Annotated in this window: 13 protein-coding genes; 2 read left to right on the plus strand and 11 right to left on the minus strand. The window is 57.0% G+C overall.

What is annotated here, in order from left to right:
- Positions 1 to 173: 173 nt before the first annotated feature.
- From P186_RS04905 to P186_RS04940, 7 genes are all read right to left on the minus strand, one after another.
- On the minus strand, positions 174 to 596 hold the full coding sequence (locus P186_RS04905; protein WP_014288332.1) for a Trm112 family protein: 423 nt from the start codon (positions 594 to 596) through the stop codon (positions 174 to 176).
- Between the two features lie 165 nt (positions 597 to 761).
- A complete protein-coding gene (locus tag P186_RS04910) occupies positions 762 to 1,088 on the minus strand; it encodes a type II toxin-antitoxin system VapC family toxin (protein ID WP_237179471.1) in 327 nt (108 codons plus the stop codon).
- Positions 1,066 to 1,299 (minus strand): ribbon-helix-helix protein, CopG family, encoded by a 234-nt coding sequence (locus tag P186_RS04915; protein WP_014288334.1) that lies wholly within the window; start codon positions 1,297 to 1,299, stop codon positions 1,066 to 1,068. The genes P186_RS04910 and P186_RS04915 overlap by 23 nt, the downstream gene beginning before the upstream one ends.
- Before the next feature lie 320 nt (positions 1,300 to 1,619).
- Positions 1,620 to 3,155, minus strand: a complete 1,536-nt coding sequence (locus P186_RS04920; RefSeq protein WP_014288335.1) for a hypothetical protein — start codon at positions 3,153 to 3,155, stop codon at positions 1,620 to 1,622.
- Complete coding sequence (locus P186_RS04925; protein ID WP_014288336.1) at positions 3,137 to 4,363, minus strand: hypothetical protein; 1,227 nt, start codon at positions 4,361 to 4,363, stop codon at positions 3,137 to 3,139. Before P186_RS04925 ends, P186_RS04920 begins: the two co-directional genes overlap by 19 nt.
- A 134-nt stretch (positions 4,364 to 4,497) precedes the next feature.
- A complete protein-coding gene (locus P186_RS04935; RefSeq protein ID WP_014288337.1) occupies positions 4,498 to 5,688 on the minus strand; it encodes an AAA family ATPase in 1,191 nt (396 codons plus the stop codon).
- A 27-nt stretch (positions 5,689 to 5,715) separates the two neighbouring features.
- Entirely contained in the window at positions 5,716 to 6,627 is a 912-nt protein-coding gene (locus tag P186_RS04940; protein WP_014288338.1) for a tRNA guanosine transglycosylase family protein, read from the minus strand.
- Positions 6,628 to 6,854: 227 nt separating this feature from the next.
- Here P186_RS04940 and P186_RS04945 point away from each other — a divergent pair, with 227 nt between their 5' ends.
- The gene (locus P186_RS04945; RefSeq protein ID WP_014288339.1) at positions 6,855 to 7,340 is read left to right on the plus strand and encodes a hypothetical protein; all 486 of its coding nucleotides are present in this window, start codon (positions 6,855 to 6,857) and stop codon (positions 7,338 to 7,340) included.
- Here P186_RS04945 and P186_RS04950 read toward each other — a convergent pair.
- Positions 7,332 to 8,510, minus strand: a complete 1,179-nt coding sequence (locus tag P186_RS04950; protein ID WP_014288340.1) for a winged helix-turn-helix domain-containing protein — start codon at positions 8,508 to 8,510, stop codon at positions 7,332 to 7,334. The two genes, P186_RS04945 and P186_RS04950, sit on opposite strands and share 9 nt — an antisense overlap.
- Positions 8,511 to 8,636: 126 nt before the next feature.
- Here P186_RS04950 and P186_RS04955 point away from each other — a divergent pair, with 126 nt between their 5' ends.
- Positions 8,637 to 9,686, plus strand: a complete 1,050-nt coding sequence (locus P186_RS04955; protein WP_148682740.1) for an amidohydrolase family protein — start codon at positions 8,637 to 8,639, stop codon at positions 9,684 to 9,686.
- 12 nt (positions 9,687 to 9,698) lie between these two features.
- Here P186_RS04955 and P186_RS04960 read toward each other — a convergent pair whose 3' ends face one another.
- The 3 genes from P186_RS04960 to P186_RS04970 form a co-directional block, all read right to left on the minus strand.
- The gene (locus tag P186_RS04960; RefSeq protein ID WP_014288342.1) at positions 9,699 to 9,893 is read right to left on the minus strand and encodes a hypothetical protein; all 195 of its coding nucleotides are present in this window, start codon (positions 9,891 to 9,893) and stop codon (positions 9,699 to 9,701) included.
- Between the two features lie 109 nt (positions 9,894 to 10,002).
- Positions 10,003 to 10,638, minus strand: a complete 636-nt coding sequence (locus tag P186_RS04965) for a hypothetical protein (protein WP_148682741.1) — start codon at positions 10,636 to 10,638, stop codon at positions 10,003 to 10,005.
- A gap of 106 nt (positions 10,639 to 10,744) precedes the next feature.
- Positions 10,745 to 11,143: a hypothetical protein gene (locus tag P186_RS04970; protein WP_014288344.1), complete on the minus strand. Its 399-nt coding sequence runs from the start codon at positions 11,141 to 11,143 to the stop codon at positions 10,745 to 10,747.
- Positions 11,144 to 11,150: the final 7 nt, after the last annotated feature.

The following is an 11,150-nucleotide window of genomic DNA, read 5'->3' on the forward strand; positions in this document are numbered from 1 at the left end:
TGTATAGATACGTCGGGGGGCGCGGGGCTGATTAGGTAGATGGCGTGGGCGTCGCTACAGTGATATAAGTCATATGACTGGGGGATGTAGAGCTCTATCTCTTTCCAGTTGGCCCCTGCCGCTACTGTGAATAGGAGCGCTAGGCAGAGGGCGAGGCGGCCGGCTTTTCCCATCTATTTTTTGGATAGGTTGAAGGGTTTGCCTTGGTTTATTATCTTGTCGGCGATGTCGGGGGCGATGCGCCTCAGGTCTTGGCCGACGGACTCCAGGAATTGTAGCTCCTCCTTTTCGTTTCTCAGCTCGTCGGGGAGCATGCGGGGTATCTCCTCGATTATGGGGTACCACCGGCCGCATGTGGGGCAGTATATTACGCCAGTCTCTATCTCCCACCTGTGGCACTCCTCACATGGGAGGGTGTCTGGCTTGGGGTGCTCCTTGATCTTTAGGTCGCGGTAGGAGCAGTATTCCTCGCAGAAGGGCTTTCGGGGCCATGTGTACTGCCTCTCGGGGTGCTCCGTACGCTTAATAACGACAAGTCTAAGGGGGAAGGTCTTGTCGTAGGGACAGGCCAAGACGTCCATGAGCCTGTACTTCATAACACCCAGATTGTCGGTGTTAATAAAAATTGTTTTAGGGGAAGCCCGGTTATAGCTAGATTTGTCTGCAGATAACTCCTTCTGACTCAGCCGCGTTGCAGAGCTTCTCGTCGCCTGTTATCAACTCTGAGTTTGTCTGGATGGCGGAGATTATCTGCAAGGCGTCTACGATGTAAGGCTGTGTTTTTCTACGTATCTACTCGCCTCTAGGATTTGGCTTATTGTCAGCGGTGTCAGCCTCATAGCGCCTAGTTTTGTCAACCTCCTCACGTCTCCCAGCAACCTCTTCTTGAGGAGGGGGTAGATCTCGGGCCGGCCGGCTCTCCTCGTGGCTTTGTGAATTGCGGATAGGGCCTCGCCCACGTTGAACAAATGCATGTGTAAAACCACGTCGCCGTTGTAGGCAGAGATAAATATTTTTCTCACTTCTTCAGAGCCTTCCTCCTTTATGTACCTCTTCACAAATGCGCTAGTGTCTAGATAAAGCCTCATCTCTCATCTCTCTAACTAGGCGAGAAGCCCGCAGTCCTAGGTCGATAGGTTCGAAGTCTAGCTCCTCTGTGGAGACGGGTATTTCGCCAAAATACTCCCTCAGAATTTTCTCCAAGAGCTCCGACACGTCCATCCCCTCCCGGGCCGCCTCTTCTCTAAGCCTCTTCCAAATCGCGGCGTCTATGTATACGCTAGTGCGAATTTTCTCCACAGTGCATATACTCTCTTAAGTATATATGTTTTAGCGCGCCGCCACCGCCATCTGGAGATAAGTTTTCTAAACGCCAGAGATCTCGGCGTCCGCGATTAATACCTCACCGCTACCAGGTGGTCGTCAATATAGGCGCCGTGGACTTAAATCACCACATCCGCGGATTATGGCAACATACGCCGGCGAATTAACACGTCAGCCCCAGAAGCCCACGGCCTTCAGAGCGGCTGAGGCATACGGGGTTTCTCGAGGCGGGGTTGAGGCTGTTAATCTGCATAGGTCGGGGGGTCTCAGCGTTGAGATTTTGGAAGGAGAGCTCTTTAACGTCTTGTCTGCGTGTAGCCACCTAGGCGCGTTTTTACATGGCGCCAGCTCACGTACAGAGCCGCGAGTGCCCCCGCCGTAATGACTTCTAAGTATGTCACGCCGTCTTTGTATATTTGAATTGTAACCTCGCCTCGGCCCCACGCGAAGTACATGCCCGGGCTTTCCTCGTAGCCTCTAATAATGTTTCTACCTGGTTCTACAAGCACCGAACCGTCGTCGCTTGTTTTTACAGTGTACCTCAGCCGCCTGACCTTCTCCAAGACGTAGCCCGCACCCCCCTCAGAGATGTAGTACGCCACGACGAGGCTGTACTCGCCACCGCCGGGCACAACCACCTCAGCCACGCCTTTGTCAGACAGCACAGATGCGCATGTGGCCCTCCCGTACGCCGCCGTTGACAAGTAGCCTGAGGTGCGCCGGAAAAAGTCCAGCACCTCTACTCTTATCCTCACGCCGGTAAGCCTAACGGCCACCGTCTCCTCACCGCCGTCCTTCACCTCTGCGACCACCTCCCTACTCCCCCCACAGTGCTCTACTTTTACAGTATATCTCTGGGCAAATACTCTCACAGGCCCTAGTACACCTTCGGCAGACAGCCCAGCGCCTTCAATCTCTATGACATGGGGCACCTCCCCAAGAACTCTAACCGTAAGCGTCCCATTTGGAACATATCTGTATTTCACAAAACCCCTCGGGCCGTCGGGGACGTAGATATACTCCCCGTCCGACATCGCCCAGGAGAATGGACCCGCCCCGTATATCTCCACAATCTCTCCCCCAGGCTTGAAGTAGGCCACCACTCCGCCGTCGCTAACGAGGTAGTACCCGTCTCTGACAACTAGGTGCTTAACTATGGGCTTGGCGTACCCCTCCCCCACGCGGAGGACCTGGCCCGCCGCCACGTGGTAGGTATGGCGCCGTGTTATGACATACACGCCGCCCCTCATGTCGGGCATCACATAAGCGGGTAGATCTAGATCAAAGATTTTTTCAAGCCCGTCGTCCCCCACGTGGTAGAGCACAGCGCGCCCCTCTCTTAACACCGCCAGCCATAAGCCGCACCCGCTCCCCACCAACTGCACCCCCTCAACAGGCTCCAGCTCGGTAGATAAGAGAAGCCTAAATTCGTGGGTGTAGAGGAGTAGCGTGGCGTTTCCCTCATGTATTAACAACACCGCGACTCTGCGGCAGTCCGCGCCTACGTGAGCATATGTAAAACTCGGCAAGTCCACAGCGCGCTCAACACCCCCTGGCCCTATTTTCCACAGGGCGTATCTACCACGCTTAATCCACCTGGTACCATCTGTGTAGTAAGGCACGGTTACTGCGAAGAATACGTCTCCAGCTACGGCGTAGCTCTGCACAACGCCGTCAACAGGCACCTCAGCTATTCGCACCCCACTGTGTTTGTCGTATACATAGACTTCCACTTTGGCATCTACATAGATATGATCCGTGCCCACGGCGTTGGCCGGCGCGAAGGGCGCCATTAGAAGAGCGGAGATTATTACTATGAAAATTGGGGCCATGTTTTTTCAACCAGTCTGTATACAATGACAAAAGTAATTAAACCTATAGCAAATATTAAAAATATATCGTCTTGATGGTATATATACACCGTCGTCTCGCGCCCTGGCGTAACCTCTCCCCGCCAGTAGTACTCAAGTCCCCATAGGAGAGACTCGGCCCTTACTTCATACACGCCTGGTATTAACCTAGGGATGGTTAAACACGGGCCATGCCGTGACGTAACGAAATGGTTTATGCTCGCCGGCGCATCTCTGAGTAATAGAGTGATGTAGCACACCGTAAGGCGCCCTGGCTTTATCTTCTTCACATCTACTTTAAATATAGAGATTTTCACCCAGTTCTCAGTAAAAATGACTGTGTAGTTGCCGCTTTGATAAAAACGCGCCCTTTTCATACGTCCGTGAATGCCCAACATACCGGTGCTACTTTCTAGCAGTGTGAAATTATTAATTTTATTTAAATCTTTATCATATACAACTACGTTTAAATATTGATGCTTGACAATTTTGTATATGTATCGGCCGTCTGTTTCTATTACTCCCCACGGCTCCGATAAAGGCACTTCTCTAATCTTACGTGACCCTTGATAAAGGGCCAGCGTGCCGTTAGGCGTCAGCACGTATACCACATCGCCTATTTTCACAGGGCAACACCTCACCAGAGAAAAATTTATTGTAACTATCTCATCGCCAACCAGTATCCAGTCTCTCGGAGTGTCGATAAGGACACCGTCTTGTAAGATCAGATAGTCGTAGAGTTCTATCTGCATCCGATATACGAGTTCTAGAGTGTCCACCTGGTATATCTCCACAACCTCTGGGTAGCCAACTATCAGCTTATCCGCAGATATTGCCACGAACTTCAGATAAGGAGGGAGAGTTACGCTACGAATTAAACTGCGGCTCTTTACGTCGTATACCGCCAGGCGACCACTGGGGTTCAATAGGTATAGGTGGGGGCCGCGCGCGGCGCATCTTATCCACGAGCCATTTATTACCCACCTAGCCAACCTCTCTTCAACGAGGTCTACTACTATTATTTGTGTTAAGCCTTTGAAATTTTCCAATAGGTAGACAGCCTTCTCATCTACACAGAAGTCGGTAAACGAGTTTATAGGCTCAACAAATGCGTGGAAATAACCCAACTGGTCTGCCAACGCTGGCGCGGCTGTTAATAGGAGTCCAGTAATTAACAAGCTAATCCACATTCCAACCTAAGGTCGTATATTAATTTTCCATGAGAGGGGGGTTTGCCTTAGTTTATTATCTTGTCGGCGATGTCGGGAGCAACGCGTCTCAAATCTTGGGCGAAGGATTCAAGCCTATCGCAACACCCAGGTTATCAGTGTTGATAAAAATTGCCGTGGGTGAATGTTTTGAATATCGACTGGGCCATCTCAACCAGTTGCTGGGGGCCGTAGGCCTCGTCTGCGACGTCTCGGGGCGGCTCCTCGGCGAGGCTCACAAGCCCGGCGCGGGGGAGGCCGGCTCTGCGTATCTTTTCCACGGCCCGCCGCGCCTCTTGTCTAGATATGGGGCCTGTCTTGATTTCGTAACCCACGGCGCCTTCCGCAGTAATCACCACGGCGTCTATGTCTCCGTGTGAGAGGTAGGCTAGCTGGCCCCCCTTTGCCTCGGCTAGTAGCTCTCCTATGTTGAACTGTAGCTCCACGCCCCATGGGAGGGGGCCGGGGGCCCTGCCCTCTGATATGTGGTACTTGGCCTCGGCGTATAGGGCGAGGCGGAGGGGGGTGGAGGAGATGCGGTGGTAGCTCCTCTTAGAGCCGTATATGGGAATCTTCTCGACTAGCCCCATCTCAACGAGTCTGTTTAGATACGCGCTGGCGGTGGAGGCGGTGACGTCGAGGCCTCTCGCCGCGGCGTAGTTAGCCACCACGGCGGAGTTCCACTCCCCCTCTGCGAGGGCGGAGAGGACTACTTGATACAGCTTGGTGATGGTCCTCTCCTCTTCTGTAAACACCTCGCCGATGAGGCCCATGGCGGACATGTAGAGGGCGTATATCTTCTCCTCGGCCTCCCGCGGGTGGGCCACGATGGAGATAGTCCAGGGGTCGCGCCATAGCGCCGCCTTCTGGAAATCTCTCAGCTGGGCTAGGGCATCTGCGTATTTGATCAAGCCCATTTTGTAGACGTCGAATAGCCCCAGGAGGGGGCTACGGGAGTCGAAGATTTTTCTAAGCATTCCGAAGCTGGAGCCGCTTATTATGAGTGAGCCGTGGGGATGGGCTGACGCGACCAGGTCCCAATACCTCTCGGGCACTCTCTGGAATTCGTCTACCACGGCGGAGCCCCCCCTTTTCAACGTCTTTACCACCTCGCGCAGGGCCTCGTCGAGGCGCCAGAGGTCGTCGCCGATAAGCGCCTCGCCCGACCTAGTCACAGTGATGTAGAGGTCGTACCTGGCGCAGTTCCTGAGAGTGAAGGTCTTCCCCACCTTCCTCCTCCCGTAGACCAACAGCCACCCGGCGGCCCCGGCCACCCTCCCACACTCTCTTCTCTTAAGAATATTCATGTGAGAATATTCTCATGTGTATAAAAACTATGCCGTGGCCACGGCTTGGTATAGCTTTCTGAAGACGGGGGTCCGCGGGGGCTGGGTCCACGACCTCGTCACTACCCAGGCGTTGACCAGGGCCCTGTATTCGAAGCTTGTTTTTATTCTCTCGTAGAAGCCGTCTAGCGCCGGGAACCCAGTCTCTCTTAGGAAGCTGTAAAGCTCCTCCAGCTCGCCGTCGCGGGGCTTGGCCCTGCCGAAGTTGACTGCTCTGTCTGTGACGTGCCTCTCGCCGCCGCCTGGGAGTATGACTTTGCCGTAGGCGGCTTTGAGGCGCCAGGTGGCGCTGTCCGTGCTGTCCACGCCCATGGCGTGGAGAATAGGCGTAACCGAGGGGCTACCCATCCCCAGGACATGGAGGGGCCCTCTGAACTCCCGCCTCGCCCTGGCTATAAGGCGGAGGGCGAGCATCCGCGATCCCTGCGGGGCGCCCCTGGTGATCAAGACGTAGGGCACCGCGGCGCCGATGGCGAGGGCGGGGGCGTCTACGTAGAGGCGGAGGTATCTGAAGAAGAGGGCCTCGTCTCTATACACGTGGAGTACTGGGACAACGCTGTCCCCCACGGCCCTCCTCAGCCTCACCCAGTTTCGGTATGTTTTTTCAAACTTCCTCTCGGCGACGTCGGGGGGGTCGCCTGGGGAGGGGGGCACGTCTAGGGAGAGGTAGAGCTGGGCGTCGACCCGCCTATATACCTCGGCTATCTTATCCACGTCTACGGAGAGGCCTTTTCTCAGTATCTGGTAGCCTCCGGAGTCTACCCAAAGCTCCCCTTCGTAGCCCAGCACGGCGCGGGGGTCCCTCCTAACCTCGAGCGCGTTGATCATCAGCGCCGGGATGTCGAAGTAGAGCCACGGCCTCGGCACGGCGTTTATAGGCGTCCCCAGCACTATTCTCACTTTATTTTAGCTGTTGGACTTATAAAACAGGTCCGTGGGGTAGACTGAAACTTTCAGCAAACTCCATGAGATAATATTTGTGTAATATCCCCACGCGGCGGTCAGCTAGGGCTAAGCCCCATCACCACTCAACCTCTGCCGAACACATCACCGAAAAAAGACGGCGGCCTCTAATAAAAATCTTTCCGCGGCCGCGAAGTTTTAATACACGCCCCGAGGGGGACTGCGTGTTGCTCGTCGTAGTCAAGTCAGACAGTGAAGAGGTGGTGAAGAGGGCTAGGAGGGCCGTGGGGGGTTTAGAGCTACTCCCAGGCCTCTACCTCACCTGGACTCCCCGGGAGAGGCTGGCGAAGGCGGTGGAGGCCTTGAAGAGGGAGATCATCAAGCGGTGGGACGCCGAGGGCCGGGGGCCCACTCTAGAGGTCGCCGTGTTGCCGCTGACCGAGGAGCAGTACAGAGAGCTGAGGCCCATGGCGAGGGCAGTAATCGAGGAGGCGGCGGAGTCCCTCCTCGCCGAGATGGACAGGTTGCTGGAGGCCATGCGCTCAGGTAAGAGGCGCGGCGAGGGTCTGCTGGGGTGGTACCGCGACGTGGCCAGCCGCTACCAGAAGCTGGTAGACGCCTCCGTGGCCCTGGACATAGAGCCCACCGTAATGGGGAGGCTGAGGGAAAAATGGAAGGAGGTTTCCCTCGAGGCTGGACGCCTACGCTAGACGCGCCTCCACGACGCCCCCAGCCACCTCCGCGTTTAGAGTCACGGTGCCCCGCCTCCCCGCCCTCGGCGGCGGCAACCTCGCCACGCCCCCCGCCACGTTGGAAACGGCGTTGAAGCCCACCTCCTCGGGCAGTCCCAGCTCAAGCTCCACCACCCCCCCGGCCGCCTCCACGTTGATTACGGACTCGCCGTCGAAGGGCTGGTAGCGTATCCTCCCGCCGAAGGCGCCCCCCGCGGCCTCCACGTCTATCCTCCCCGGCGCCGCGGCGACGTCCATCTCCACCGCCCCGCCCGTCACCTCCGCCTTCAACACCTTGAGGTCCGCCTCCACGGAGACGTACCCACCGGCCACCTCGAGGACAAGCCTCTCCAGCCCCTCGGCCTTCGCCTCCACTTCGCAGTTCTCGACGGCTATGCGGCCCTCCGCAATCTCGAAGTCGTCCTCAGACCTGCACCTGGCCACAACGAAGTTAGGCCCCCTGGACAGCTTCACACGGCCCCCAGCCACCTCCAGCTGGAGCGCGCCGTTGTGTTTAAACTCGCCCCGGTAAACCTCTCTGAGGGGGCCGCGTACGGCTCTGAAAGCCTTTAGCGGGGATAGGTAGGTGAGGGCCTCCAGCCCCAGCTTCAGCGCCGACGTCAACACCCCGCCGGTGGTGACGAGGGCGACGTCCCTAACCTTGACCTCGACGTACGGCCTCAGCTCCCTCGGCGTCTTCACAACCCCCACGTCTCTAATCTCCTCCACCACCTCGTAGAAGAGCTTTGGATCCACGTCTTTCCCAACCTCGACAATCGCCACGTCTTGGATCCTAATCCTCCGCCCCTCCCTCCTGGCCAACTCCAGAAGCGCGTTGTCGATCTTGAGGAGGGCCCTGTCGTGGAGGAGGATGTCCTCGGCCCTGGGGGCCGCCGGCTCGACTGGCCGCACTCCCTCCACCTCTTTTATTATCTTTACCGCCCTCTCGCCCGCATCTGTGAGCTGGTAGAAGCCCTTCTCGTTCTTCTCCACAAGCCCCGCAAGCTTCTTCAAGTGGAAGGCGAGGGTTGGGCTGTCCACCCCGGCCCCCTCCATGAGTTCGCTGTAGAGCCTCGGCCTCTCCGCCAGCAACTGCAGTATCTTCCGCCTGACCGGGTGTGACAAGGCCTCGAATACGTGTTCAGACATGGCTCTCTAAACACCTGTGGATATAAGCCGATTTGTCGAGGCCGCTCCACAAAGGCGGCGCGGCGCGGCGAGGTCTGTGTAAGTTGGAATTTACACTTCTTTATATGGTGGTTTTTTCGCTGGGGTGTGAGGTACAGGGCTAGGTACGTCTTGGCGGGCGGGCTGGAGGTCGTAGAGGACGGGGTGGTCGAGGTGGACGACGCGGGGAGGGTAGTGGGGGTGGGGCGCTACACCGGGGGCGTCGCCGCCGATCTTGGCGCCGTCGTCTTGATGCCGATGCTTACCAACGCACACGTCCACGTCCTCGACGCGGTTTTGATGGACCGCGACGACCTCTACATAGACGACCTCGTGGGGTGGCCCCACGGCGTGAAGTACCACGTGGTGAGGCAGTTAGTTAGGCGGGGGCGTCACATCTCCGTGCTGAGGCGGGTTGCGGAGAGGATGAGGATGTACGGCGTCGGCTGCGCCGTCGTGTACGCGGAGTACGCCGCCCGCGACGTGGAGGAGGTTTTTAGGCAGTACGGGATAGAGGCGGTGGTTTTCCAAGAGGCGCACGGAGACTTCCCCAACTACCCCAACGTACAGGTGGCGTCCCCCCTGGACCACCCGCCGGAGTACCTCAGAGAGCTGAGGCGGAGGTACAGGCTTCTGTCGACCCACGTCTCGGAAACCGCCGACTGCCACGAAGGCGGCGACCTCGACCTCGCGCTGAGGGTCATGGACGCCGACGTGTTGATCCACCTCGTCCACCTAACGCCGGAGGAGGCCGCCCAGATCCCGCCCGGCAAGACAGTCGTGGTCAATCCAAGGGCCAACGCCTACTTCGTAGGCCGCGTCGCGCCCGTGCCCCACCTCCTCCACCTAAAGCCGCTATTGGGGACCGACAACGTCTTTATGAATGAGCCAGACCCGTGGGCCGAGATGAAGTTTCTCCACGCCTACGCCGCGGCGGCCGGCTGGCAACTCGCGGAGCGCGACATCTTGGCGATGGCGGCGCTGTGGCCCTGGGAGAAGCTGAGATGCAACCCCCCGATAGAGACTGGACAGCCCCTGAGGGCCCTCGCCGTGGCCGCCCCATACGCCGGAGACAAGATCTACAAATACCTCGTGAAGAGGGTATCCCACCGCGACCTCATCGCGGTGATAAAGGGGGATAGAGTCGAGGCGCTTTAAGAATCCGCCCGCCTACCCCTCCTTGTTGAATTTTCTAAGCAGAAGCGGCGCGGCGGCCCCCACCGCCAGCGCCACCAAAGAGATGGAGAGGTCCCTGGCGAATATCAGGGGATCCGTGGAGGGGGCAGACACGGCGCTTATCAACGAAAGCGCGCCTAGCGCCAGAGCCACGGCGCTTAAGACGTAGATCAAAACACCCCTACTCATGTCAGCGCCTCCCCACCCCTATTTATTTGTTTCATGCCTTATAGACAGCACAAGCCGTCTAGAGACCAGAAGCCGCCGGAGGGCACTTGGGTCTCGCAAACGGCGGCGCCTATTTATGTAGATCATGCTGATTACCTTCCTTCCTATATTGCGAGAGTAGCGCATCTTCAAAGACGTCCTTGGCTTTACCCGCGGCGAAGTACAGCACGATGAGGAAGGCCAAGTCTAGTAGGTCAGAGATAAGACTTACGGGGGATAACACCGCCGATAGTATTGTTAACAACGCCACAATGCCAAAGGTATCGACGTTGGTGTCGATCTCCACTTGCTTCCACACCCTATACCAAAACGCGCCAAATAAAACGCCAACTAGCCATAAAACCAACCTGACGCCAAGATCAGACCCGGGCACAGGCGGCCTCTGCAAACCCCACGCAACGGAGATCAGATAAGCCGCCAACACGACGCCGATCACCGGCATTGCGACGATGACAATTAGGAGCACGTAGGCCGCGTATCTATACAACACACTGTCGAAATTTCTATGCAGAAGGGAAAAAGCCCTCCACATTAAGTAGACTGGGTATGCCGAAGCTATGAACATTAGAGCTAGCCACACTGCAAAAGTGTACACGGAGAATATCGACGCAATGCCGAACAAAACGCCAAAGATCAGTATTACGATGCCAGCCCCCACCGCCTTCTGCATCAACTCAAAGGCGTTGATTACCTCTCCATACTCCACTTGTGAACTCAGTCTAAACTTTATAAAGTTGCGTCTGTAGGGGGTTATCTCACAGTAGTGCAGTGATGCGCCATACGGCACGCATATATCTTCCCGCCAACTGCATCTACTCAGCCGCCGCGGCTTCGCTTAGGAGGTGGAGTACCGTGTTTCTAAACCTCCTCGCGGCGTCCCAGAACCATATGAACAAGACTACTGCTGGGATTTGGAGATTTGGCACTAGGAAGAGCACAAGGGCAAGCGGCCAGGGCCACTCCGTGCTGACTTCTCCTTTCTTGCAGTTCACCACCACCGCCAGCGGTATGTACCCGCTTCTGGCGCGAAACGCCACGTAGTCTCCGAATTTAACCGTCCTCACGTCGTCGAACATGGCAGAGAGGGCCCTCTCGACGTCGCCGACTTCTCGGGGGCACTTCACCGGTGTACGCACCGCCCTTGTGAGGATGGCGATGAGAATTATCGCAATGACGCCGGCGACGATCAGCCACTCTACGCCGGGTAGCACGTTGAAC

This window comes from Pyrobaculum ferrireducens (assembly GCF_000234805.1).
GTDB lineage: Archaea > Thermoproteota > Thermoprotei > Thermoproteales > Thermoproteaceae > Pyrobaculum > Pyrobaculum ferrireducens.

Bases quoted from the DNA above. Each gene is read 5' to 3' on its own strand.
- P186_RS04905 (WP_014288332.1), bottom strand. From the start codon at position 596: ATGAAGTACAGGCTCATGGACGTCTTGGCCTGTCCCTACGACAAGACC.
- P186_RS04910 (WP_237179471.1), bottom strand. From the start codon at position 1,088: ATGAGGCTTTATCTAGACACTAGCGCATTTGTGAAGAGGTACATAAAG.
- P186_RS04920 (WP_014288335.1), bottom strand. From the start codon at position 3,155: ATGGCCCCAATTTTCATAGTAATAATCTCCGCTCTTCTAATGGCGCCC.
- P186_RS04925 (WP_014288336.1), bottom strand. From the start codon at position 4,363: ATGTGGATTAGCTTGTTAATTACTGGACTCCTATTAACAGCCGCGCCA.
- P186_RS04935 (WP_014288337.1), bottom strand. From the start codon at position 5,688: ATGAATATTCTTAAGAGAAGAGAGTGTGGGAGGGTGGCCGGGGCCGCC.
- P186_RS04950 (WP_014288340.1), bottom strand. From the start codon at position 8,510: ATGTCTGAACACGTATTCGAGGCCTTGTCACACCCGGTCAGGCGGAAG.
- P186_RS04960 (WP_014288342.1), bottom strand. From the start codon at position 9,893: ATGAGTAGGGGTGTTTTGATCTACGTCTTAAGCGCCGTGGCTCTGGCG.